Genomic DNA, 24,459 nt, shown 5'->3' on the forward strand with positions numbered 1-24,459 from the left:
GGATTTCCATTGCTATCCCTCACGCAAACCAAACAAACCTATAAATGGCAGCAGTAAATAACAATCATATAACTACAACAAAAAGACGCGTACCACAACTACGCTTTAAGGAATTTGAAGGGGAATGGGAAAAGAAGAAATTGGGTAGTATTTCTACTTTTGCTAAAGGGAAAGGTATTTCAAAATCTGACATAGTCGAAAATGGAGCTTCGAAATGTATCCGATATGGCGAATTGTATACGTATTACAATGAGGTAATTAGCGATGTCATATCTAAAACAAATTTGGATTTGAATAGCTTGGTAATCAGTGAGAAAAATGACGTAATTATACCTGCATCAGGTGAAAGTCAATTGGATATAGCTACAGCTTCTTGCGTTATGAAAGATGGAATAGCTCTTGGAGGAGATTTAAATATTATTAAATCGGAAACTAATGGAGTTTTTCTTTCTTATTATTTAAACAGCAAAAAGAAAATTGACATAGCAAGATTATCACAAGGTATATCTGTTGTTCATCTTTATAGTAGTCAATTAAAAACTTTAAACTTGAATTTGCCTCAAGATAAAGAACAACAAAAAATAGCCCAATTTTTAACCGCAGTTGATAGCAAACTACAGCAACTCAACCATAAAAAGGAGCTGCTGGCGCAGTACAAAAAAGGCGTCATGCAACAACTGTTTAGCCAACAACTACGCTTTAAACCAGATGACGGTAGTGATTACCCAGATTGGGAAGAGAAGCCGTTGGGAGAGGTAAGTTATATTACTACTGGAAGTTCGAATAGAGTTGATTCATCATTGGATGGTGAATACACATTTTTTGACAGGTCAGAAGATATTAGAACAAGCAATATTTATTTATTTGATGATGAGGCTGTAATTGTTCCAGGAGAAGGACAGAATTTCATTCCAAAATATTTTATTGGAAAGTTTGACTTACATCAGAGAACATATGCAATTATGAAATTTGAAAATTGTCTAGGAAAATTCATTTATTACCATTTGGCTCAACATCCTAATTACTTATTGTCTCAATCAGTTGGTTCAACCGTCAAGTCTTTAAGGCTTCCAATGTTCAAGAAGATGAAGATTAATTTTCCATCAATAGAAGAACAACAAAAAATAGCCAATTATTTAAGCGCTATAGATACCAAAATAGAAACCGTTACCCAACAAATAGAAGCCTCACAACAGTTTAAAAAAGGCTTGTTGCAACAGATGTTTGTGTAGTCATAGTGAGCGTTTTTCAATTGTCATTGCGAGCGCAGCGTGGCAATCTGTTGTGTATCGCATAGAGGTAGTTTATAGCAGATTGCAACGTCGCAGCGCTCCTCGCAATGACGGTAAGGAGCGACTTGCAATGACATAATAAAAAATAGAATTAATAAAAAACAGATTGCTTCGGCTTTTGCAAAGCCTCGTAATGACTCTATGAAACCAGGATACGTTTACATAATGACCAATAGAAATAACACAACGCTTTATGTAGGTGTAACATCAAACCTAGAGCAACGTGTTAAGGAACATAAGTGTAAAAAACACCCTAAGTCGTTCACGGCACGATATAATTTAGGTAAATTAGTGTATTATGAAGCACACCAAATGATAGGTGACGCCATAGGCAGAGAAAAGCAATTGAAAGCAGGAAGTAGAGCAAAAAAGATAGCATTAATAGAAAGTATAAATCCTGAATGGTTAGATTTATGTAATGAATTATGAGTACACAATCAGAAGCTATATTAGAACAAAACTTAATAACCCAATTGGTAGGTTTAGGTTACACATCTGTAAAAATAACAGATAGTAATGCGTTGCTAGCTAACTTAAAACAACAGTTACAACGTTTTAATAATCTAGTAATTAGCGATAAAGAGTTTGAAACCGTATTAAACCACTTAGCAAAAGGTAATGTGTTTGACAAAGCCAAAACTTTACGTGGTCGTTTTCAGTTCACTAACGATGCTGGTGAGCCTACTTATATTCAGTTTTTTAATAGCGAAGATTGGTCTAAAAATCGATTTCAAGTCACTCACCAAATCACCCAAGACGGTGTATATAAAAACCGTTACGATGTTACGCTTTTAGTAAACGGTCTACCGCTGGTACAAATAGAGTTAAAACGTCGTGGTTTAGAAATTAAAGAAGCATTTAATCAAATAAACCGATATCAAAAATATACGTTTTGGAGTAATAATGGATTGTTTCAATACGTGCAATTATTTGTAATTAGTAATGGTGTAAATACTAAATATTTAGCCAATAACGAGTTGCAATCGGTAAAACAAACCTTCTTTTGGAGCGATGTAAACAACAATAGGGTAAGTGAGTTGACCGTTTTCGCGAAAGCGTTTTTAAATCCCGATCATTTGGGTAAAATGATTGCCAAGTACATAGTACGTAACGAAACCCATAAAATACTTATGGTGTTGCGTCCGTATCAATTCTTTGCAGTAGAACGATTGGTAGAGCAAGTAAAAACAAGTAATGATAACGGTTATGTATGGCATACAACAGGTAGTGGTAAAACATTAACCTCGTTTAAAGCGAGTCAGATTTTAATGGATTTGCCACAGGTAGATAAAGTGTTGTTTGTGGTAGATCGTAAAGATCTAGACTACCAGACTATGAAAGAGTTTAACAGCTTTAAAAAGGATAGTGTAGATGTTACTAATAATACCAGTAGTCTAGTAAAACAACTTACAGACGATTCTAAATTGGTATTAACCACCATACAAAAGTTAAACAACGCCATATCAAAAACACATTACGAAAACCAATTATCTATATTAAAAAACCAGCGTATTGTTATCATTTTTGATGAGTGTCATCGTAGTCAATTTGGTAAAACTCACGAGCTAATCACCAACTATTTTACAAACAGCCAGTTATTTGGGTTTACAGGAACACCAATTTTTGCAGATAATGCATCAAAAAACGATCTGGGTAAACGCACCACAAAAGATTTGTTTGGCAAATGTTTGCATAAATACGTGATAACAGATGCTATTAAAGATGGTAACGTACTGAAGTTTGGTATAGAATACATTGGTAAATACAAACAGAAAGGAAACACGTTTGTAGATATTGAAGTAGAAGATATTGATAAAGCGGAAGTGTTTCAAGATGAGAAACGCTTAGAAAAGATAGCCGATTACATCATTAACTATCATAGTTCTAAAACCTTTAATAAAGCGTATTCAGCATTATTTGCAGTAAGTAGTATTGATGTTTTGATAAAATACTATGATATTTTTAAACGCAAAAAAGAAGCAGGAGATCACAATTTGCGCATAGCAACCATATTTTCTTATGGTGCTAATGAAGATAGTAAAACAGCACAAGATTATTTACCAGATACAGAAGATGACTATGATGCAGCTGCAGAACCAAGTGCAGTTTATGGTAAGCATACTAGAGAAAAGTTAGACGAATACATTGCTGCTTATAACAGTATGTATAATACTAGTTTTTCAACTAAAGACAGTAAACAGTTTGAGAACTATTTTAAAGACATTAGTAAGCGCTTAAAAGAACGAGAGAAAATCACTTTTAAAGACAAGGATCGATTAGATATTGTGATTGTGGTAAACATGATGTTGACTGGTTTTGATGCCAAAAAAGTCAATACACTTTATGTCGATAAAAACTTAAAATATCATGGGTTGATACAAGCTTTTTCTAGAACCAACAGAATTTTAGGTGAACAAAAATCGCAAGGAAATATTATTTGCTTCAGGAATTTAAAAGGCGCAACAGATGAAGCCATCACGTTGTTTTCTAATAAAGAAGCCAAAGAAGAAATCATTTTACCACCTTATGAATCTATCGCTTCAAAATTTGATGAAGCCTTAAAAAACCTGCTTCAAATTACACCAACCTACCAAAGTGTTGACGATTTACGTGATGAAAACCAAGAACTAGAATTTGTTACAGCCTTTAGGCGTTTGTTACGAGCTAAAAACGTGTTAGAGTCGTATGTAGATTTTGATTGGGATGATTTGGGTATTGACGAACAAACTTTTGAGGATTATAAAAGTAAATATCTGGACTTATACGATAAAGTAAAAACCGACAAGCAAAAGCAAAAAACGTCTATTCTTGATGATATTGACTTTGAGTTGGAGTTAATACATCGTGATGAAATTAATGTTGCTTATATTTTACAGCTATTAGCTAAATTAAAAGAGTCAAAACCATCAGAAGCAAAAGCACAGAAAAAAGCTATTATTGACTTGTTAGGAGGTGAAGTAGAGTTACGAAGTAAGCGAGAACTTATAGAGAAGTTTATTGAAGAAAACTTACCACATATTGAAGATCCTGATGATATACCCGATGAGTTTGAAAAGTTCTGGCAACAAGAAAAAGTTATAGCATTATCAAAATTATGCGAAGACGAAGGATTAGATCAACAACAGTTTAATGCTTTGATAGAAAGTTATGTGTATAGCGGACAAGAACCTATACGAGATGAGGTTTTTAAATGTTTAGATAACAGACCAAGCATCTTAAAAGCAAGAGAAATAGGTGAACGGATTATTACACGTATGAAGGATTTTGTAAATATTTTTGTAAATGGAATGGTAGGATAATGAATGCGAATGAAATATTATACTTAACATAATTAATTTACAATTGACTTATAGGATTCTTGAAAATGAAATTTAAGAATATAAAACCAAATTAGAAAATCAGTTTCTTATTGATTAATCGATATACACTTATAAAAAACAACCAAAATTTAAAATATTAAATGAGTACCTTTTTAACAGGAGATGCCCTTAATGATGCTATTGATGACATCATTCAGAACGCTAAGAGATTTTTACACATTACATCACCATACATCAAACTGGATGATCATTTTAAAGAACGTTTTGATCTGATTAAAAACGACCCAAACATCCATTTAATGATTTTGTTCGGGAAAAATGAAAAGGATTTCAATCGTAGTGTAAAAAGTAAGGATTTAGAATATTTTAAGGAGTTTCCTAATGTTTCTATTCTTTTTGAACCCAAACTGCATGCAAAAAGTTACGTCAACGAAAATCAAGGTATTATTACCTCAATGAACTTGTACGATTACTCTGCAGAAAATAATGTGGAATATGGTATAAGCTTCAATAAATCCGCACTTACTGAAACTATCTATAAGGACCACGCCATACAACATGATGACTTGCTGGAAGATAGCGCACATTGTGTATTTATAAAACGACCCGTTTTTAAAATGCGAAACTTAGGATTTACTAAGAATTACCTGCGTTCGGAAATTCTGTTAGATAAAAGTGAGAGGTTTAGACCCAACAGTAGAAAATATGAACGCGTTGCTTTCTTTGATATTGATATAGAAAGCCTAACCGATAAAGATAGAATCCCAGAATTGAAATCTAGAAGTGCCAAAAGGATTGAACAAGAAGAAAAACTAAAAGAGGAAGAAAGAATAAAAGCACTTAAAGAGCAAGAACGATTAGAAAAACAAAGACAAAGAGAAGAACGCAGATCTAAGTCCTATCAGGACGATGATTCCAACACAGGTTATTGCATAAGAACTGGTGAACGTATTCCCTTTAATCCAGAGCAGCCATTATCAAGAGATGCCTACTACGAATGGTTAGAGTGGAAGAACATGGACTATAAGGAAAACTATTGCCATAAAACGGGTCAACTAGTAAAATACAAAGTTTCAATGCGACACCCAATTCTTAATTCCAATTATGAGAATAAAGATGTTTGGAATGCTCCACAAAAACCAGCTTGGTAAATAAGTTTTTACCGAATCACCACCACCAACCTTAACAAAAATTAAAACCATTTTGGTAGGTGGCTCGTATATATTTGAAACCAAATTAAAAATTACCATGCGCAAACCTTACTACTTGATTCTTGCGGTGCTGTTACTATGCAGTCACGACTTGTATCTTAAAATGGAAACTTACTTTTTATCTACTGGTGATACAGCTACCTTACAGCTGTACAACGGGACTTTTGATAAAAGCGAAAACACCATAACTCGCGACCGCATGCTCGATGCGTCCTATACCGTTAACGGTACGAGAACCAGCATTACAGAAGATCAATGGACCGATATAGATACCACCATAACTCAGGTTTCATTTGAAGCAACACAACCTGGAACTTATGTAGCTGGTGTATCGACTAAGGCTCGCAATATAGAATTAAGCGCTGAAAAGTTTAACAGCTACCTAGAGCACGATGGTGTGCTAGACATGCTAGAAAAACGCAAAACAGAACAAAAACTAGATCAAGATGCTGTTGAAAGCTATCAAAAACACGTAAAAGCGATTTATCAAGTAGGTGATACGCGTACCAACGACTGGCAAACCGTTTTAGGTTATCCTATCGAATTTGTTCCTATGCAAAATCCTTACGACATCTATTCTGGTGGTACTTTGGAAGTACAATTATTATTAGATGGTAGACCGCTTACCAATCAATTAGTGTATGCTAATTATGTTGCATCAGGTCATTCTCACGACGAAGCTGAACAAGAGCACACGCACGATGGTAGCACGCACAGCCACAATCATGAAAAAGAGCACAACCACGATCATGACAAAGCTGCGCAAAATCACGAGCACGAGCACACGCACGATGGTAGCACGCACAGCCACAATCATGAAAAAGAACACAGCCACGATCATGATAAAGCTGAACAAGAGCACGAGCACACGCACGATGGTAGTACGCACAGTCATAAACATGAAAAAGAGCATAGCCACGATCAAAAAGCCAAACAGGAATCACACACACATACCAGCGGTCAACAAATAAGAACCGATGATATGGGAATGGTAACAGTAGACTTACCAAAAGACGGTATCTACTACCTGCGTACCATTCACATGAACGAAGTACAGGATAACGATTCACTTACTCATCAGTCTAAATGGGCAACACTTACCTTTGAAGTTACGCATGAACACGGTGCAGCCACACACACACACGATCACGATCACGTGCATAATGATGAGGACGGCATTCCTACCTGGATTTTTATTTTGGGTAGTATTCTAGTTATAGGTCTTTTATTCTTTCTGTTCAAAAACAAGAATAACAATGCCTAAATTTATGAAGTACCTACTTGTGGTAGGGTTGTGTTTGGTACCGTTTTTAGGTTTTGCCCACGACGTCACTAGCGCCGATCAGGAATTGCTGCGCGGTGGTGGATTATGGGCCTACATTCAAGTAGGTGCTACACACATGTTAACTGGGTACGATCACTTGCTGTTTTTGGCAGGTGTGGTGTTTTACCTCAACAGTTTTAAGGACATTTTTAAATTCATCACGGTATTTACCATCGGCCATTGTATTACCTTAATCGGTGCTACGTATGCCGGTATCACGGCCAATGAGCATCTTGTTGATGCCGTAATCGCACTCAGCGTACTTTATAAAGGATTTGAAAACTTAGGTGGATTCAAAAAAATCGGAGTCAAATCGCCTAATTTGCTGCTCATGGTAGGACTTTTTGGCCTAATACACGGTTTTGGTCTATCTACCAGATTACAATCCTTTGAAATGGGACCTGGTGATTTCCTTGCCAAAATTCTGTGCTTCAATCTAGGTGTTGAAATAGGACAGGTTCTCGCATTGATTCCAATAGTTTTTGTGATTACGCTTTCGCGAAAGCGTACCCATTTTCAAGCCTTTTATAAAGCAACAAATTGGTATCTAGTACTTGCTGGGATAGGTTTGTTTGTGTATCAAATTTACGGGTATATATCGGGTCATTAATCCACATCGGGTCATTAATCCATAGAAATAGAGCCTACCATTATGAACAACCTGGAAATCGCCTATACAGATGTAGAGAATTTTATTTACTGCCTAGAGGTAGTACCCGATGCCGATTTGGAGCAAAGTACGGAGGTGGTTTTAATCCTAGAGCACCTGGCTAAACAACAGCATATCACGAGTATTTACAAGGCATGCGATACGATTGAAGGTCTAGAGGAAAGCCTGAATCATTTGTTATACGACGATCATAATTTTAAAAATTATGAAATTATATACCTCGTATTACCTGGCGAGGCCAATTCTATTTTAATCAATGGTTATTACTACAGTATTGAAGAAATAGCCGAACTTTTTGAAGGAAAAATGGATGGAAAAGTGATTCATTTTGCCAATAAGAAATTACTGGATCTCACCGATGAAGAATCACAGTATTTTCTAGATGTAACGGGTGCACGAGCTGTATCGGGCTATGGGGTTTCTTCACCTAACACCACAAGTGCCTATACTATAGATAGGTTGTTTTTTAATTTGTTTTATGAGGACGATGATATTAAAGAGGTAGTAGAACACATGTTTAGAAAACAATATGCACTGTGTAAACTCCTAGATTTTAGATTATATTACTAGGATCATTTGTGGTCATAAATAAAGTTTACAAGCTAGAACAAATCCAGTAGTAAACCTGAGTTAAACGAGGCCTGTTTGTAAGTCTCCAGGACTGATGTTGTAGAATTTTTTAAACTGACGGTTGAAGTAAGAACGGTTGTTGAAACCGCAAGCCATAAAAATTTCCTTGAGTGATAAATTGGTTTGGTCAATCATGCGACGCGCTGCTTGAATACGTACTTTATTTATATACTGAGTAGGAGTAAGTCCTAATTCATTTTTAAAGGCTTTGTAAAAGTGTGATGTGCTCATACAAGCCTTTTTGCTAAGGTTTTCAATACTTAGATCGCCATCCAAATGAGATTTGATGTATTCCATGACATAGGCAAAACGCTGTGAGCTGTTTTGTAACGCAGTATGTGGTGACTCGTATTGTTTGAATGAGGCGTGTTGCAACAGTCTTATTATAAGCTCCTGTAACATGTTGTTGATAAAGAAATCTTTGGAACTGTGATCCTCGGTAAACAAGAACATGAGTCGTTGTATGATATTAGTAACTTCCTCATCATGGGCAAAATGAAGATTGGCTGTGAGTGAGCTCCAGTCGCCGTGATCTACTTTAGGTTGGTATTCATTTAGATATTGAACCACTTTGTGAATTTGAGCCGTTTCTAGCTCAAGCGCTAGGCAACGTGTAGGACGTTCTCGAGAAGCGATAGGAAAATCAATACACATCAATTCTTGCGGTGGCAATACCACACTCTCGCCAGGTAAAAAATCAAACGAAGGCATACCTTTTAAATACATATGTTTTTTACCGGCAATCATAGTTGCTAGTACTGTATTATCAAAGGTAAGATGTACTTGCTCGGTTACTTTTTGTGTTTCAAAAATATGCATGCTAGATCTAGCCGTGGTAAATGAGGTTTGATTTTCAATTAAGGTTTCCACCTTGCGATTCTTAAAATAGGAAGACGATAAATGCATACTGTTTTGGCTAATAGTCTACTAATTTACTAATAGTAGTTGTTATTTATTGTCAAGTAACGAAAAAATAAGGATTAAAATTACCGATTTAACACAGGTTGATGGAATAGTTCACAAGCATGATAGTATTGTTCAATACTTCATCAATCTTACTTAATAGTTTTAGTCAATGATTTTCTAGTCCGCTAGTAATCTTTCTATTAACTAAAAAACAACTATTATGAGTACCGTACAAACTACAGCGGCAACGCAACTGCAAAAACCAACCTTTAAAAGTCAATATGATAATTATATAGGAGGAAAATGGGTAGCACCTGTTCAAGGAAAATATTTTGACAGCATTTCTCCTGTTGATGGTTCTAGTTTTACCAAAGTAGCACGATCTACGCAAGAAGATGTGGATCTTGCGCTGGATGCAGCCTGGGAAGCTGCTCCATCCTGGAACAAATCATCGGCTACCGAGCGTAGTAACATGCTTCTTAAAATCGCCGATGTGATAGAGGAAAATCTAGAAGCGCTAGCAAGAGCAGAAACTTGGGACAATGGTAAAGCCTTAAGAGAAACTCGTGCAGCAGATTTACCGCTTGCGGTAGATCACTTTAGATACTTTGCAGGAGTAATACGCGCAGAGGAAGGCTCAGTAAGTGAGCTAGATGCAACTACAATTTCCATGAATGTAAAGGAACCTCTAGGTGTAGTAGGACAAATTATTCCATGGAATTTCCCTTTACTTATGGCAACATGGAAACTTGCACCAGCGCTAGCAGCAGGAAATTGTGTGGTGTTAAAACCAGCCGAACAAACACCTGTTGGGATCATGATTCTAATGGAATTAATCGATGGTATATTACCTAATGGTGTTTTAAACGTGGTTAACGGTTTTGGGGTAGAGACAGGAAAACCTCTAGCTTCTAGTCCACGTATTAACAAAGTAGCATTTACGGGAGAAACATCTACAGGTCAGTTAATCATGCAGTATGCCTCTAAAAATATAATACCTGTTACTCTTGAATTGGGAGGAAAATCGCCTAACATATTCTTTGCTAATGTTATGAATGAGGACGATGCTTTTTTTGATAAATGCTTAGAAGGAGCAGCTATGTTTGCTCTTAATCAAGGCGAAGTGTGTACTTGTCCATCTCGAATTTTGGTACAGGAAAGTATTTATGACGAATTTGTAGAACGACTGGTTGAACGTGTAAACGCCATAAAACTAGGTCATCCTTTAGATCCTAATACCATGATGGGCGCACAAGCAAGCGAGGAACAATACAACAAAATTTTAAATTACATAGATATAGGTAGGGAAGAAGGTTGTAAGGTTCTCACAGGTGGTAAAGCTGCCTATAATGAAGGATTAGAAGGTGGTTATTACATACAGCCTACTTTATTAGAAGGGAATAACAAAATGCGTGTTTTTCAGGAAGAAATTTTTGGTCCTGTAGCTTGTATTACCAAATTTAAAGACGAGGCCGAAGCTATAGAAATTGCAAATGATACCTTGTACGGTTTAGGAGCTGGAGTATGGACTAGAGACACACACCAAGCCTATCAAATTTCTAGAGCTGTTCAAGCAGGTCGTGTTTGGGTAAATTGTTATCATTTATATCCAGCTCATGCGCCCTTTGGTGGCTATAAAAAGTCAGGTATAGGACGCGAGAACCACAAAATGATGCTAGATCATTACAGACAGACAAAAAACATGCTTATAAGCCATGATAAAAATGCACTCGGATTTTTCTAGTAAACAATCTCTTCAAGTAACCTTTACTCCTGATGCTATAGAACTCCTGAATCGTTTGAAGGTTCAGGGGTCTTTAGTAGTCCACATAAGTGATGGATGTTGTGATGGCACTGTTCCTAATTGCTACTTACAGGATGAGTTTTATAGCGACAGTAATGATGTGGTTGTATACAATGAGCCACCTGTAAAGGTGCTTATTCCTAAAGCTACGATTGATAGATTCAAGAATAATCTTGTAATCGATGTGCATGATAAAAATGTTGCTGGCTTTTCTCTTGAAGTGGCTCTAGACAAACGATTTTATATAAGGAGCGAATAGGGTAGTGCCTTTGTTTTAAAACCGGATTTATAATGAATAGTTTAGAATCAAAAAATGTCCTGAAACTTTTTGAAGTTTCAGGACATTTTTATCTATGATGGTGCGATTATGCCTCGTCCTCTTTTTGATGTTCTTCCATCATTTTGGAATCCTCGGCTTTTATTTGTTCGTGTTCTTTTTCTAACATTTCATGTTCTTTCTTCATCATTTGATGCTCTTCCATCATGTTCTCATGGTCTTTTTTCATGTCTTCCATGCTTACATTTCCTGATTTATGATCTTTTTCTAGAGTAGCATGACGTTCTAACAAATTACTGTGTTTGGCTAGTAGTTCATTGTGTTTAGAAAGAAGCATGCTGTGTTTTTGTTCTGTTATCATGTGCAAACTATCATTTTCAATTTGCTCGTGTTCAAGCATCATTTCAGAATGATCGTCAGACATGGCATTATGTGCTTCTTTCATCATCATGTGAGATTTTTCCATTTCTTCATGGGCCTCTACTAGAGCAAGGTGTTCGGCGCTTTCAGCTGGATTTTGTTTGCAAGATGATAAACTTATCATAACTACAAATAGAACAGCTAGGGATTGAATTAATTTCATGGTTCAGTTATTTATATAAATTTATCTAAGATACGATTTTGTTAGTTAGGTTTTTGTAGTAAGGTGAATTTTAGAATTTTGTATATTTCAATCAATCCTATCTTATAGCATGTTAAGACTACCAATTATTCTAACCTTATCCTTGTTCTGTAGCACATTTTTGTGTGCGCAACAACGTTTTTCTTTTGATTTTGGTAGTTCTAGTTTGTCTCGCGGAACTTATGGCGCCGTTAACAACGTTGCTAGATCATTTAATGCCGGTACTATTGATGAAGTCAGGTTATTAAACTCTGATGGTGTACAAACTGATATCATTCTTAAGGTGACAGACGATTTTAGGAGTGTTAATACCTCAGGAACTTCAAATCCCGATAGTTCGTTGAGTTATCAAAGTAGTCAATCTAGCGATAGCTTTTTTGGAAATACACAACCCTTTTTAAACAGTACTAATCCTACAGCAGCTTTTGTACTTAAGGGATTATCACCGTCCAAGCATTATTCCTTTGAGATTTTTGCTTCTAGAATGGGTGTTACAGATAATCGTGAAACGAGTTACCTTATATCTGGACAATCTTCCCAAACCGTTTACTTAAATCCATCCAATAACACTGATCAAACCATAGAATTATTAAACGTTCAACCAGACGCACAGGGCGAAATAAACATTCAATTAACTGCCGGACCTAATAATACAAGTTCAAGTGGATTCTTTTATATCAATGCGATGGAACTCATTGAACACGATACTACTTTATCGTCAGTATTTATCACTAATCGATTGGAGTTACTTTATCCTAAACAATTAGCAACATGGGAATCTGGCAAAACAATAGAATTTAAATGGCGTAGTTCAGGTATTGCTACTGTAGATATTGAAGCTACTCAGGATAATGGTGCCAGTTGGTTCACTGTATCTACAGTTCCAGCAGTAACAGGTAGGTTTACTTATACCGTGCCGCCAAGCACAGGGATTTATCAATTTAGAATTTCTGGTAATGGATTAAGTGAGCAAAGCAATGACATAAGAATAATTCCTGATGATGGCGTATTCTACGATATATTCATTTTGGGTAGTAGCACGGCGGCAGGAACAGGTCCATCACATGAAATCAACACTTGGGTGAATAAATACGAGAGGTATTTGTATGAATTAGATACAAGGTATCGAGTAGAAAATCTAGCTGTAGGTGGTCAGGTTACCTATAACTTATTACCATCTGGAAGTACCATTCCTACAGGTGTGAATGAGACTATCAATAATAATGGTAATATTTCTGCTGCGATCAATTCCACCGCTGATGGTGTTATCATTAATTTACCCAGCAACGATGCGGCAAGATCTTATTCGGTAAACGATCAACTTGCCAATTATGCCATTATCATGGCAGAGGCTAGTTCTTATTGGATCCCATTGTGGCAAACCACACCTCAACCTAGAGATTTCGGTAATAATGCCTCAAAACTATCCATACAACAAGGTATGCTTGCAGCTACCTGGCAACAGTATCCTAGCACTACTGTCGACTTTTGGTCAGGACTACCTGTACCTGGAGATAATGGTTTGCTCGACGAGTTTGATAGTGGTGATGGAGTTCATGTAAATAACGCCGCACATCAACTATTTTTTGAGAGAATGGTACAGTCTGGAATACATACGGATATTAAAAATCGAGTTGACAATCTTCTTATTACCGACCATTCAGAAATTACTGAATTGAGTATTCATCCTAATCCAGTATACCACACGCTACAAATAAATGGATTATCAGGACTAGAAACGTTTGAAATTATAGATTTACAAGGTAGAGTAGTGTCAACAGGAACGACCTCTGGATTCATTGATGTACAGTGGCTAAATACAGGTTGCTACATACTAGTTATTTCAGGGAAACAATACCGGGTAATAAGAGGTTGATAATGAGTTTTTTAAATGTATTATTTACGTTCTGAACAGTCATGAAAATTTAACTAAAACGGGTAAAAATTTAACTAAAAAATAATGTGTGACGATGAAAACAGATGCACTTTTACATCATAATTAAAGTCATAATACCATGGCAAACAAACCTAAGAAAGAAGCTAAAAACTTTGGTAAACAAGCTCCTGCAGCTAGCAAACCACAAGCTAAAACTTCTCGCAAGGCAGGCAAGAAGTAATCTTGAGCCTTGTTACAAGAACTGGATGTTCTTACAACAAATTAGTAACAATAAGTAGCCACCGCATGGTGGCTTTTTTTATGATTTAATACTGATCAAAAGTTGCAAATCCTTTGACGTTTCCACTGATTATCGTTCCCTGAAAAATTAAGCTATTCTCTTCATTACTAGAGTATCTAGTAGCTCTTATTTCTACATCATTTGATGTTCCGATTGCAATGGTTGTAGTACTTCCGGCACTGAGGTTTCCCGATCCAGTGTTGCTCATAAAATTGCTATGCCAAGCATAACGTAAAGTAAAGGTACTGGTGTTTCTAATGGTAAGTTCACCATTAGTACCGTTATTTTCTATTTCTATCCATTCAATGTCAACTAACTTGTCTGTTGTGGTTCCAGGCATATACGTATGAGTGTGTTTTGTGATGGCACGTCTATCCCAACTTGCATTTCCTTGATTATCACCAGTAAGCACACTTTCAGGACCTTGTGTACCATCCGTGATTTTTACTGAACCATTAACATCTAGAGTAGTCTCAGGATCAGTTTTATTAATCCCAATATTACCATTTTCCTTAATGGTCATACGTTCTAGTGTGCTTGTTGCACCAGTAGGTGTTGTGGCAAATTGAATCTTACCAGGACTACTTGTATTCGATGTATTTCCATCGCTTTCAAAATAGATTTCAGCAGCAGGTCTAAATTTATACGTAGTGGCGTTAATCAAGGATTGAGCTCTCACTCCACCCAATCGTGTTTCGTCTATTACCACGTTTGGTGCAGCAACAGTACCACGAGATCTAAATAAATCGATATCTAAATCATCATTTAATTCTTCAATGAACCTAACTAATATTACATCTCTTGAGTTTTCTGTGGTTATTTGTAATGCTCCTTGTGGATTAGTGGTTCCTATACCTACTTGTCCCATCGTGTAGATGTTTTGAGTGTTTTGAGTGGCAGGATTAGTAGTGTTAGCTTCGTTCCATGGTTCAATATTAGTATTAATAGGTGTCCATAAACTAGTTGCTGTACTCCAAAAATAAAATCCGGCGGTATAGTCGATATCATCGCTGGTAGAAGTAGTTCCCAGATCGTCAGTCCAGTCACTATCCAGAAAGATTAATTGTCCATTTTCAACACCGTCTGTAGAAAGAGTTGTCACACGAGGAACTAAAACGCCGTCGGTTGCAGTATTTGCACCCATATGATTCGTTGCTCGTACGTCCAAAGTCGTTTGAGGCAAATTGGTATTTATCCCTACCTGTGCTGTAACTAGATAAGTTGACAACATTAATAAAATGACTGTAATTTTTTGCTTCATAACGGGCAAATGTATTCGTATAGAATAATTTACCTTAAAAATCTTCCTTAAAATTTTTCAGTTGTTTGTTTACCGTAATTTTTTGTTTTTTAATCGAGACTGTACCAGGTTATTTTTAAGTTAATCGATTATTAATAACCAGTTTACAGTCAGAATGTTTAAGTGTTTTACTACCTAAAAACTGATTTTAAAGCTATTTAGAAAAAAACTAACTGCGCACAGAAAAAAGCAATCAATTAATCAACCATAGATTGGGACTTTTGAATCCTAACAATCTTAAATCCAATTCTCATGAAAAACATACTGTTTATTTCTTTAGCAGTTATAAGTTCCTTTACTGCTCAAGCTCAATTTGGAAAAATTCTCAAGAAAAAAGCCAAAGCAGCGATTGAAAAAGAAATAGATTCTAAATCTAGCACCAAAGAGAACAAACAAGATCAAGAAGCTACTGGACTGGTAAAAAGCAACTCGAATCAACAAGAATACTCTGATGAAGAGGTGAGGCAGGAATTAGCTAAAAAATATCCTAACGATAAAGCCAAACAAGATTTATATTACAAAAAATATCAAGAAAAGAAAAAAGAACAAGCTAGCGCAGTTCAAGAAACAGGCTCTTCTGCAATAGGTGATGAGTTCCTGTATTTATCCTATCCGTTTGCTTATTCTTCAGGGACAAGTGCTTACGGAGTAGATAGAGTTATGTTACGACGTCAAATGACTGATAAAGGTGATAACGTAGATATTTTACCCTATCAAGATCCAGAGTACGCCTGGTTACGATTTTTAACAACTCCCGATTTAGAAACTATGTCACCGGAAGGTACAGTAGGTTATGAGATGGTAAGTGGTATGTTCACTACTAAAGTAGGACCAGACCGCTCTCAGGTTATGGAGTTCGGTACGGGTAGACCTGTTCTAGTAAGAGGTATGCTGATTGATAAGGATTTATTTGTAGTCTATGCTGGATCTCATGTTGGTGGTCATGCTTTTAACGTACCTTCTTATATGAATCAAGAAGATATTACTGTATTAAATATCGTAGGAGCTGGTGACCCACAATTACATCAAGAATGGCTGGTGAAATCAAAAGATATCGTCAAAGAATTTGAAGCCTCTTTACAAGAAAACTATAAAAAAGCTCAAATGGCAAAACAGGGTAGTATTAAAATGCCTAGTTCTGGAAGTATGAATTCAAATGCCGATCTACTAAGTTTTGCTACTAAAAAGGTTAAAGAAACCATTCAAAAAGACGGTGCACAATTATTAAAAATCCATATTGAATCCAACGACTGGAATATCGTAAGGAATAAATATACAGGGCACATTATGTATCGTTGGATTAAGGGAGCTTTTACTGAAAAAAATAAAAATAACGACTGCTACTTACAAGGTTTTCTAATCAAGCAACCTTATACAGGTTCTGGATATGGTAGTTCTCAATTTGGTGGTGTTATTCATGGACAAATGCCTTATGGACAAATTATGAACTGTGATAATGCTCAATAAATAGTCATTTAAAACTTAAATTAAAAGCCTGCATAGCAGGCTTTTTTTGTTTAAGGTAAGTTACTTCGCTTTCGCGAAAGCGAAGTAAAACATATAATAATCAAGTTTATGAAGCTGTTGATTACCAATTCTACTAGGGTGATTTGATTCTGTCATTACCAGATCAGAACAAAATTTAGTCACTAGAAAAAAAGGTGTTTACAATTGAGTCGTTCATTATTACAATTCGGTACTATTTCCTTGATCCTGTTTTGCTTGACTTTTACATTTACCATAAAACTACTGCCATGCCACATGATTTTATAGGTTGGTTTCACACAATCGCTGCTATTCTAGCCCTTGTTACTGGAACAATTATTTTAATTAAAACAAAGGGAACTGTTTTACATAAACAAATTGGTCGCATTTATGGAGTTGCTATGATTTTGGTATGTATTACTTCTTTTATGATTTATCGAGTTCATGGAAGCTTTGGGGTGCTACACTTTTTTGCAGTAGTAAGCACTGTAACATTATTGCTAGGAATGTTACCTCTTTATTTTAAGTCTAGATTTAATCAGCCCATTATCATGCATCTATCATGGATGTATTGGTCGGTTATAGGATTGTACTGTGCCTTTACTGCCGAGGTTTTTACTAGACTACCAATGCTGTTAAGTATCAAAAATACTTATGGAATATTTTATGCTTTAGTAGGTATATCGGCAGGAGCTGTAGGCTATGCAGGTAGTAAAGTTTTCAAAAAGAAACTGAATAACTGGATCGATGCTTTTTCTCAATCAAAATAAAGTCTAGGCAACTTCCTGTCTAGTAAGCTTTGATTTCAAACAAAGTATTTATGTATGGCTGTCAATTATGGGTCTAAAGAACCTCTAAGAAAACTGTTATTTCCCGATACAAAACTGACTAAAAATATTACCTAATAGTTCATCATTGGTAATCTCACCGGTAATGCTGCCTAAAGCCTCGGCAGTCGCTCGTATATCTATTGCTAGAAACTCACTGCTTACTTCTTGTACCATACCTTGTTGCACTTCAAGTAATGAGGCATAGGCTCGTTGTAAAGCATCATAATGGCGTGCATTACTTACCACGGTACTGTCTTGGGACAACGCACCACTATTAAAACTGTCCACCAGTGCTTTCTTAAGATCGTCAACACCAGAACCTGATTGAGCACTCAAACTAATTAAATGAACATCGGGTTGTTTTGATTTTATTTGCTTGCTTATTTCAGCGTGCTCTAGACCAGTAATTTGATCTAGTTTATTCAAGATTACGATCAAGGGTTTGTCAGGAAACTTTTCTCGCATGATGTGAATACGCATTAAACAATGTAATATGCGCGGTTGGGTATTTAATTGAGTAGCATCTAGCAAATACAATACAAGTTTTGATTGTTCTGCTTTTGAATAAGAACGTTCAATTCCTATACTTTCAACTTTGTCCTTAGTTTCTCTAATTCCTGCAGTGTCGATTAGTCTAAATCTGATTCCGTCAATATTGATTTCATCTTCAATAGCATCTCTGGTAGTACCTGCAATATCGCTTACAATGGCTTTTTCCTCATTAAGTAAAGCATTTAATAGGGTTGACTTACCTACATTAGGTTCACCTACAATTGCAATAGGAATTCCGGTTTTAATTACATTTCCTAAAGCAAAAGAATCTATGAGTTTACGTAATTTCAGTTGGCTTTCTTGTAAAAGTGATTTTAACTCGTCTCTATTTGCAAAAGCTACGTCTTCTTCACTAAAATCTAATTCTAGTTCAATTAGGCTAGCAAAGTTCAGTAGTTTTTTACGCAAGACTTGTAGTTCATTGGAAAAACCACCTCTCATTTGCTGTATAGCAATTTGATGAGCAGTAGCACTTTCACTAGAGATTAAGTCTGCGACAGCTTCTGCTTGTGAAAGATCCATTTTTCCATTAAGAAAAGCTTGTAGAGTGAACTCTCCAGCCTCGGCAATGCGTGCACCATTTTTTAGACACACATTGATTATTTCTTGTTGGATATATATAGATCCGTGACATGAAATTTCTACTACGTGTTCACCGGTATAAGATCTTGGTGCTACAAATTTCGATAGTAGTACTTCATCAATCATTCTATCACCATCGTAAATATGACCTAGAGTGATGGTGTTAGCCTTTATTTGATCGTAATTATCAGGATTTATTTTGGATTCCGCTTTCGCGAAAGCGGGCTTAAAAATAGAGCGTATTATTGAATGTGAATCTGGTCCAGAAAGACGTACCACTGCTATGGCACCAGTTCCAGATGGTGTGGCTAAAGCAACTATAGTATCATTTACATGCATGTTGCAAAGATATATAACAAATAGTAGCTGCCCTTTTCAAATACGTGAACGATGCGTTAAAAAGATACAATCCTTAAAAGTCACGTACTATCTTTAAGCCACTAACTTTAAAAAATACTTACGATGAAACACATCTGGATAGGTGTGATTGCCCTATTAACCTTAATTAAAGGGTATTCACAAGAAAAATTAACTTACCAGCAACCACCTGAGGAAATTATGAAATTGGTGGATTATGATCGTCCACCTACTGTACTTATGGACGATGAAGCAAAATACATGGTGCTTATTAATCGTGATACCTACAAATCCATTGAAGATTTATCTGAAAAGGAAATGCGCCTTGCAGGTTTACGTATCAACCCTAAAACCAATATAGGAAGTAGAACTACCTTTTATAATAAAGTTATGGTTCAAAAAGTAGGTGGTAATGAACCAAAGACTGTTACTGGGTTGCCAGCAAAACCGAAACTTGCAAACATCGCCTGGTCGCCTGATCAATCGATGATCGCAATGACAAATACTGTTGAAAATGGGACCGAAGTATGGGTACTGGATATTAAAAAAGCTGCTGCTCGTAAAATAACTGATGCTACAGTAAACGCGAATATGGGTAATCCTATAAGCTGGTTTAAAGATGGAAAATCCTTACTCGTAAAGATGTTAGGTAACAACCGTAAACCCTTAATTGATACCAGTGAAAAAGTTCCTACTGGTCCTACCATATCTACTAGTGATGGTTCCAAAGCTCAAAACCGTACTTATCAAGATCTTCTTAAAAACCCAAACGACGAACACAATTTTGAACAATTGGCTTTGAGTAAAATTGTACAAGTGAATCTTGATGGAACTCAAAAAGATTTTTTACCAGATGCTATGTATCGTGGTATTTCATTCTCACCAGATGGATCACACGTTATGGTAACAAAACTTCAAAAACCATTTAGCTACATTGTTACTTATGGAAGGTTTCCACAAGTAAGTCACGTTTACACCAATAATGGAAAAATGGTTGCCAAGGTGAATGACGTTCCTCTAATAGAAGAAATGCCTAAAGGTTTTATGGCTACAAGAACAGGTAAACGTAGTTTGGGCTGGCGTGCAGATCGCCCACATACTCTTCATTACGTGACGGCACTTGATGGTGGTGATCCAGCTGTTGAGGTTAGTCATAGGGATGTCCTTTACTCTTGGGAAGCGCCATTTAAAGAAGGAACGGCTAGTGAGATGATGAGAACCATTAATAGATTTGCAGGTGTTCAATACGGTGATAAGAACACTGCTATAGCCTATGACCGATGGTGGAACACGCGTAATCGTAAGGTGTATAAATTTAATCCGAGTGATAAAAATCAAGATGCTCAGGTATTATTTGACTTAAATTATCAAGACGTTTATGCCGATCCTGGAAGGTTTGTAACTACTCGCAATCAATACAATCGCAGTGTGCTACTTTTAGATAAGAATCAAGCTTACCTTATGGGAGCTGGATACACTCCAGAAGGGCAGTTTCCTTTTATCGATAAGATTAATTTGAACAGTAGCAAAAAACAACGTCTTTACCAGTCAAAGTATACTGATAAAAAAGAAAGTCTTCTTGATGTGGTCGATATGAAAGCAGGTAAGGTGCTAGTGCGTATTGAATCTGCGACAGATTTCCCTAATTACTATATGCGAGATATTACAAAAGGAAATGATGTAACACAGCTTACTTACTTTGAAAACCCGTTTGAAGGTCTTCAAAACGTGGAAAAAGAAGTGATTACCTATAAACGCGATGATGGTCTGGAGCTTAGTGCAACCATGTACTTACCACCAGGCTATGATAAATCAAAGAAAGAAAAACTGCCTATGCTAGTTTGGGCTTATCCTAGAGAATACAAGGATAAAGCAAGTGCAAGCCGTAACACTCAAAACCCAAATGAATTTACCTATCCTTATTATGGAAGTTTTGTTTATTGGGTAATGAAAGGATATATCGTTTTGGACGATGCAGCATTTCCTATTGTAGGAGAAGGTGATGAGGAACCTAATGATACCTTTATCAAACAATTAGTAGCAAATGGTAAAGCTGCAATAGATGCTGTTGATAAATTAGGATATGTCGATCGTAATAGAGTAGGAGTCGGTGGTCATAGTTATGGAGCCTTTATGACTGCAAACTTACTGGCGCATTCTGATTTATTTGCTGCAGGAATAGCACGATCTGGTGCCTATAACAGAACCTTGACACCATTTGGTTTTCAAAGTGAAGAACGCAGTTACTGGGAAGCACCCGAAATTTACAACACGATGTCACCTTTTATGAATGCTGAAAAAGTTGATGAACCAATTCTTTTAATACATGGACAAGCTGATAATAATAGTGGAACTTATCCATTACAAAGCGAGCGTTATTTCAATGCTCTTAAAGGATTAGGAGCTCAAGCTAGGCTAGTAATGTTACCTAAAGAAAGTCACGGTTATGTTGCCAAGGAATCTATTCTACATGTATTATGGGAACAAGATCAATGGTTAGAAAAGCATGTAAAAAATAAAAATACGGCGGAGTAGTAGGTATTTGAACTACTCATAAAACATAAAGCTGTTTAATAAAACTAGATGTTTATTAAGCAGCTTTTTTAATTAACTCAATACCTTTAAACGTACCTTTGCCATATGTATTCGCGAGAAGAGGCTAAACAAATACGACAACAATTTTGGACCATGTTTGGTAAACGATACGATCGTAAATGGTTGTTGTACAATACAAAGATTAAGGACTTTGCTTTAAAATTTTCATTTGAGCATAAAAAAGCATTAGTCAGTATAGATATAACCCATGACGATGAATTGTTAAGAGCGTATTATTACGACAAGCTCCTCAGTCTTAAAAGCATACTTAAAGATGAGGTAAGTCAAAACCTCATATTTGAGGAAAATTACTACCTAGATTCTGGAAAGGAGATATCAAGAGTTTATGTTCAATTGGATAAAGTAAAAATACAGAAACAAACAGATTGGCCTGCAGTCTATGAATTCTTCTATGAGAATATGGATAAGTTAGAGCGTTTCTTTTTAGACTATAAAGATTTTATTAAAGACTAGCGTGATGATCTAGAGTAAGTTTGACCTGATTTAATCCTTCTTGATAATTCTGATTAAATTGATCAAATAGTTGGTGCACATCTTCTAGGTCTTCGTTGTTTTTAGCCTTATTCTCAATTTCTTGTAGCAAGAATGTTTCCGTTTCCATATCCAATGTACGATAGCTACTTTTAACTTTATGAGCTAGTAGTCCAGCAGCTTCATAATTTTTATTTTCTACGGCTTGCTTTAAATTATCATAATCGGTAGGTACCTCTTGTAAAAACATATCTAATATGGATACGATAATTTCATTATCATCGCCAAAATTTTCTTTTAATCCTTGTAATTCTAGAATTGTGCTTTGCCCCATGCTTTCAAAACTAAACAATTATTCATTTATTCAAAATACTCTTACAGTAAAATTCAAAGGTTTTAACCTAGCCACCCATCACGATCTAGGCTTCTATACTGTATAGCTTCAGCAATATGCGTACCGTTGATAGATTTACTTCCTTCAAGATCGGCAATAGTTCGAGAAACTTTAAGAATACGGTCATAAGCTCGAGCACTCAAGTTTAAACGTTCCATAGCATTTTTAAGTAGTTCCTTACTTGCCTCATCAAGAACACAATGTTGTCGTATATCTTTGGTATTCATTGAGCGTTATAGTGGGTTTTTTCGCTTTCGCGAAAGCGTTCAGTTTGAATATCTCTTGCGGCTGTAACTCGTTTTCTTATCTCAGCTGACTTTTCTGCTTGCCTTTCTTCAGTAAGTTTTTCAAAAGGAACAGGAGTCACTTCAATATGAATGTCAATACGATCTAGTAGCGGACCAGAAATCTTACTTAAGTAGCGCTGCATCTCTGCCGGGCTTGATTGTACTGGAGCATTTGGATCGTTAAAGTAGCCACCTGGACTAGGATTCATACTTGCTACAAGCATAAAACTTGATGGATAGGTAACGGTAAACTTTGCTCTTGAAATGGTAACTTCACGATCTTCAAGAGGTTGTCTCATCACCTCTAGAACTTCTCGTTTAAATTCTGGTAACTCATCTAGAAATAGTATCCCATTATGACTTAATGATATTTCACCAGGTTGTGGATAGCTACCACCACCTACCAGCGCTACATTTGAAATAGTGTGGTGTGGACTCCTAAACGGTCGTTGTGCCATGAGTCCATTTTGATTACTCGTTCTTCCAGCTACACTGTGAATTTTAGTCGTTTCAAGAGCTTCATGTAAAGTCATAGGTGGCAATATAGATGGTAGTCTTTTGGCGAGCATCGTTTTTCCTGCTCCTGGTGGACCGATGAGAATAATATTATGGCCACCTGCTGCCGCAATTTCCATACAGCGTTTAATACTTTCTTGACCTTTTACATCGGCAAAATCAAATTCTGGATGTTCAAGAGCTTGATAAAAGGTTTCACGAGTATCTATAATCGTAGGCTCTAATTCTTTTTCTCCTTTGAAAAATTGAATAACATCCAATATGTTATCAACTCCGTATACATCTAGATTATCTACTATAGCAGCTTCGGCGGCATTTTGTTTGGGTAGAATAAAACCTTTAAATCCTTCTTGTCTTGCTTTTATGGCTATTGGTAAGGCTCCTTTAATGGGTTGTAGTTGACCATCGAGTGATACTTCACCCATAATGATATAATCTCCCAATTGATCGCTATCTATTTGCTTACTAGAATTGAGAATACCTAGAGCAATGGGTAGGTCATAAGCACTACCTTCTTTACGCAAATCGGCTGGTGAAAGATTGATTATCATCTTCTTACCAGGCATTTTATAACCTACGTTTGATAAAGCAGCTGTGATTCTAAAACTACTTTCACTTATAGCCTTGTCAGGCAAACCTACTAGGTGATATCCTATTCCTGTTGCAGCATTTACTTCAACAGTTATAGTTTGTGCCTCGACTCCAAAGACGGCACTTCCATAAACTTTTGTGAGCATGTGGTTTGATTAGGCTTTAAATATAGTAAGAATATATATACGAACTCAATGATAAGGTTTACAGAATAAGTTACTTATAAATCATTATAATCTTTTAAG

Annotated in this window: 19 protein-coding genes and 1 pseudogene; 14 read left to right on the plus strand and 6 right to left on the minus strand. The window is 36.2% G+C overall.

The features are described 5' to 3' along the window. Positions 1-44 precede the first annotated feature (44 nt). The 7 genes from HCN53_RS01615 to HCN53_RS01645 all read left to right on the plus strand — a co-directional run bounded on the left by HCN53_RS01615 (position 45) and on the right by HCN53_RS01645 (position 8,387). A complete protein-coding gene (locus tag HCN53_RS01615) occupies positions 45-1,232 on the plus strand; it encodes a restriction endonuclease subunit S (RefSeq protein WP_167341784.1) in 1,188 nt (395 codons plus the stop codon). Positions 1,233-1,433: 201 nt separating this feature from the next. Continuing rightward, positions 1,434-1,721, plus strand: a complete 288-nt coding sequence (locus HCN53_RS01620; RefSeq protein WP_167341785.1) for a GIY-YIG nuclease family protein — start codon at positions 1,434-1,436, stop codon at positions 1,719-1,721. Next, a complete protein-coding gene (locus tag HCN53_RS01625) occupies positions 1,718-4,591 on the plus strand; it encodes a type I restriction endonuclease subunit R (protein ID WP_167341786.1) in 2,874 nt (957 codons plus the stop codon). The genes HCN53_RS01620 and HCN53_RS01625 overlap by 4 nt, the downstream gene beginning before the upstream one ends. Positions 4,592-4,752: 161 nt before the next feature. Then, positions 4,753-5,763, plus strand: a complete 1,011-nt coding sequence (locus tag HCN53_RS01630; protein WP_167341787.1) for a phospholipase D family protein — start codon at positions 4,753-4,755, stop codon at positions 5,761-5,763. A gap of 97 nt (positions 5,764-5,860) precedes the next feature. Next, entirely contained in the window at positions 5,861-7,087 is a 1,227-nt protein-coding gene (locus HCN53_RS01635) for a DUF4198 domain-containing protein (protein ID WP_167341788.1), read from the plus strand. 4 nt (positions 7,088-7,091) lie between these two features. Beyond that, a complete protein-coding gene (locus HCN53_RS01640; RefSeq protein ID WP_167341789.1) occupies positions 7,092-7,757 on the plus strand; it encodes a HupE/UreJ family protein in 666 nt (221 codons plus the stop codon). Positions 7,758-7,799: 42 nt separating this feature from the next. Further along, positions 7,800-8,387, plus strand: a complete 588-nt coding sequence (locus HCN53_RS01645; protein WP_167341790.1) for a DUF6642 family protein — start codon at positions 7,800-7,802, stop codon at positions 8,385-8,387. A 60-nt stretch (positions 8,388-8,447) separates the two neighbouring features. Here the strand turns inward: HCN53_RS01645 and HCN53_RS01650 are convergent, their stop codons facing one another. After that, the gene (locus HCN53_RS01650) at positions 8,448-9,353 is read right to left on the minus strand and encodes an AraC family transcriptional regulator (protein ID WP_167341791.1); all 906 of its coding nucleotides are present in this window, start codon (positions 9,351-9,353) and stop codon (positions 8,448-8,450) included. A gap of 220 nt (positions 9,354-9,573) precedes the next feature. On the opposite strand from HCN53_RS01650, the gene HCN53_RS01655 reads away from it, so the two are divergent. Next, positions 9,574-11,097 (plus strand): aldehyde dehydrogenase family protein, encoded by a 1,524-nt coding sequence (locus tag HCN53_RS01655; RefSeq protein WP_042278514.1) that lies wholly within the window; start codon positions 9,574-9,576, stop codon positions 11,095-11,097. After that, positions 11,078-11,416 (plus strand): DUF779 domain-containing protein, encoded by a 339-nt coding sequence (locus HCN53_RS01660; RefSeq protein ID WP_167341792.1) that lies wholly within the window; start codon positions 11,078-11,080, stop codon positions 11,414-11,416. The genes HCN53_RS01655 and HCN53_RS01660 overlap by 20 nt, the downstream gene beginning before the upstream one ends. A 106-nt stretch (positions 11,417-11,522) precedes the next feature. On the opposite strand, the gene HCN53_RS01665 is transcribed toward HCN53_RS01660, so the two are convergent. Then, entirely contained in the window at positions 11,523-12,017 is a 495-nt protein-coding gene (locus HCN53_RS01665) for a hypothetical protein (protein WP_167341793.1), read from the minus strand. Between the two features lie 109 nt (positions 12,018-12,126). Here HCN53_RS01665 and HCN53_RS01670 point away from each other — a divergent pair, with 109 nt between their 5' ends. Further along, positions 12,127-13,932 carry a GDSL-type esterase/lipase family protein gene (locus tag HCN53_RS01670; protein ID WP_167341794.1) on the plus strand — a complete coding sequence of 602 codons (1,806 nt, stop codon included), beginning with the start codon at positions 12,127-12,129 and terminating at the stop codon, positions 13,930-13,932. Between the two features lie 326 nt (positions 13,933-14,258). Here HCN53_RS01670 and HCN53_RS01675 read toward each other — a convergent pair whose 3' ends face one another. After that, entirely contained in the window at positions 14,259-15,494 is a 1,236-nt protein-coding gene (locus tag HCN53_RS01675; protein WP_167341795.1) for a hypothetical protein, read from the minus strand. 291 nt (positions 15,495-15,785) lie between these two features. Between HCN53_RS01675 and HCN53_RS01680 the strand changes: the two genes are divergently transcribed. Both HCN53_RS01680 and HCN53_RS01685 read left to right on the plus strand, forming a co-directional pair. After that, entirely contained in the window at positions 15,786-17,000 is a 1,215-nt protein-coding gene (locus tag HCN53_RS01680; RefSeq protein ID WP_167341796.1) for a hypothetical protein, read from the plus strand. Positions 17,001-17,287: 287 nt separating this feature from the next. Further along, positions 17,288-17,788, plus strand: a complete 501-nt coding sequence (locus tag HCN53_RS01685; RefSeq protein WP_167341797.1) for a DUF2306 domain-containing protein — start codon at positions 17,288-17,290, stop codon at positions 17,786-17,788. A 96-nt stretch (positions 17,789-17,884) separates the two neighbouring features. On the opposite strand, the gene mnmE is transcribed toward HCN53_RS01685, so the two are convergent. Then, positions 17,885-19,321 carry a tRNA uridine-5-carboxymethylaminomethyl(34) synthesis GTPase MnmE gene (mnmE, locus tag HCN53_RS01690; protein ID WP_167341798.1) on the minus strand — a complete coding sequence of 479 codons (1,437 nt, stop codon included), beginning with the start codon at positions 19,319-19,321 and terminating at the stop codon, positions 17,885-17,887. Between the two features lie 123 nt (positions 19,322-19,444). Between mnmE and HCN53_RS01695 the strand changes: the two genes are divergently transcribed. Both HCN53_RS01695 and HCN53_RS01700 read left to right on the plus strand, forming a co-directional pair. Next, positions 19,445-21,874: an alpha/beta hydrolase family protein gene (locus tag HCN53_RS01695; protein ID WP_167341799.1), complete on the plus strand. Its 2,430-nt coding sequence runs from the start codon at positions 19,445-19,447 to the stop codon at positions 21,872-21,874. A 105-nt stretch (positions 21,875-21,979) separates the two neighbouring features. Continuing rightward, positions 21,980-22,408 carry a DUF4268 domain-containing protein gene (locus tag HCN53_RS01700; protein ID WP_167341800.1) on the plus strand — a complete coding sequence of 143 codons (429 nt, stop codon included), beginning with the start codon at positions 21,980-21,982 and terminating at the stop codon, positions 22,406-22,408. Here HCN53_RS01700 and HCN53_RS01705 read toward each other — a convergent pair. Together HCN53_RS01705 and HCN53_RS01710 are read right to left on the minus strand one after the other, a co-directional pair. Continuing rightward, positions 22,398-22,760: an Hpt domain-containing protein gene (locus HCN53_RS01705; protein WP_042278527.1), complete on the minus strand. Its 363-nt coding sequence runs from the start codon at positions 22,758-22,760 to the stop codon at positions 22,398-22,400. The genes HCN53_RS01700 and HCN53_RS01705 overlap by 11 nt on opposite strands. Before the next feature lie 62 nt (positions 22,761-22,822). Beyond that, positions 22,823-24,360, minus strand: a pseudogene (locus tag HCN53_RS01710) (YifB family Mg chelatase-like AAA ATPase). Positions 24,361-24,459: the final 99 nt, after the last annotated feature.

Source organism: Nonlabens sp. SY33080, from assembly GCF_011784885.1.
GTDB classification, from domain to species: domain Bacteria; phylum Bacteroidota; class Bacteroidia; order Flavobacteriales; family Flavobacteriaceae; genus Nonlabens; species Nonlabens tegetincola.

Coding starts and splice junctions, on each gene's coding strand:
- HCN53_RS01615 (WP_167341784.1), top strand. CDS start 45: ATGGCAGCAGTAAATAACAATCATATAACTACAACAAAAAGACGCGTA.
- HCN53_RS01620 (WP_167341785.1), top strand. CDS start 1,434: ATGAAACCAGGATACGTTTACATAATGACCAATAGAAATAACACAACG.
- HCN53_RS01625 (WP_167341786.1), top strand. CDS start 1,718: ATGAGTACACAATCAGAAGCTATATTAGAACAAAACTTAATAACCCAA.
- HCN53_RS01630 (WP_167341787.1), top strand. CDS start 4,753: ATGAGTACCTTTTTAACAGGAGATGCCCTTAATGATGCTATTGATGAC.
- HCN53_RS01635 (WP_167341788.1), top strand. CDS start 5,861: ATGCGCAAACCTTACTACTTGATTCTTGCGGTGCTGTTACTATGCAGT.
- HCN53_RS01640 (WP_167341789.1), top strand. CDS start 7,092: ATGAAGTACCTACTTGTGGTAGGGTTGTGTTTGGTACCGTTTTTAGGT.
- HCN53_RS01645 (WP_167341790.1), top strand. CDS start 7,800: ATGAACAACCTGGAAATCGCCTATACAGATGTAGAGAATTTTATTTAC.
- HCN53_RS01650 (WP_167341791.1), bottom strand. CDS start 9,353: ATGCATTTATCGTCTTCCTATTTTAAGAATCGCAAGGTGGAAACCTTA.
- HCN53_RS01655 (WP_042278514.1), top strand. CDS start 9,574: ATGAGTACCGTACAAACTACAGCGGCAACGCAACTGCAAAAACCAACC.
- HCN53_RS01660 (WP_167341792.1), top strand. CDS start 11,078: ATGCACTCGGATTTTTCTAGTAAACAATCTCTTCAAGTAACCTTTACT.
- HCN53_RS01665 (WP_167341793.1), bottom strand. CDS start 12,017: ATGAAATTAATTCAATCCCTAGCTGTTCTATTTGTAGTTATGATAAGT.
- HCN53_RS01670 (WP_167341794.1), top strand. CDS start 12,127: ATGTTAAGACTACCAATTATTCTAACCTTATCCTTGTTCTGTAGCACA.
- HCN53_RS01675 (WP_167341795.1), bottom strand. CDS start 15,494: ATGAAGCAAAAAATTACAGTCATTTTATTAATGTTGTCAACTTATCTA.
- HCN53_RS01680 (WP_167341796.1), top strand. CDS start 15,786: ATGAAAAACATACTGTTTATTTCTTTAGCAGTTATAAGTTCCTTTACT.
- HCN53_RS01685 (WP_167341797.1), top strand. CDS start 17,288: ATGCCACATGATTTTATAGGTTGGTTTCACACAATCGCTGCTATTCTA.
- mnmE (WP_167341798.1), bottom strand. CDS start 19,321: ATGCATGTAAATGATACTATAGTTGCTTTAGCCACACCATCTGGAACT.
- HCN53_RS01695 (WP_167341799.1), top strand. CDS start 19,445: ATGAAACACATCTGGATAGGTGTGATTGCCCTATTAACCTTAATTAAA.
- HCN53_RS01700 (WP_167341800.1), top strand. CDS start 21,980: ATGTATTCGCGAGAAGAGGCTAAACAAATACGACAACAATTTTGGACC.
- HCN53_RS01705 (WP_042278527.1), bottom strand. CDS start 22,760: ATGGGGCAAAGCACAATTCTAGAATTACAAGGATTAAAAGAAAATTTT.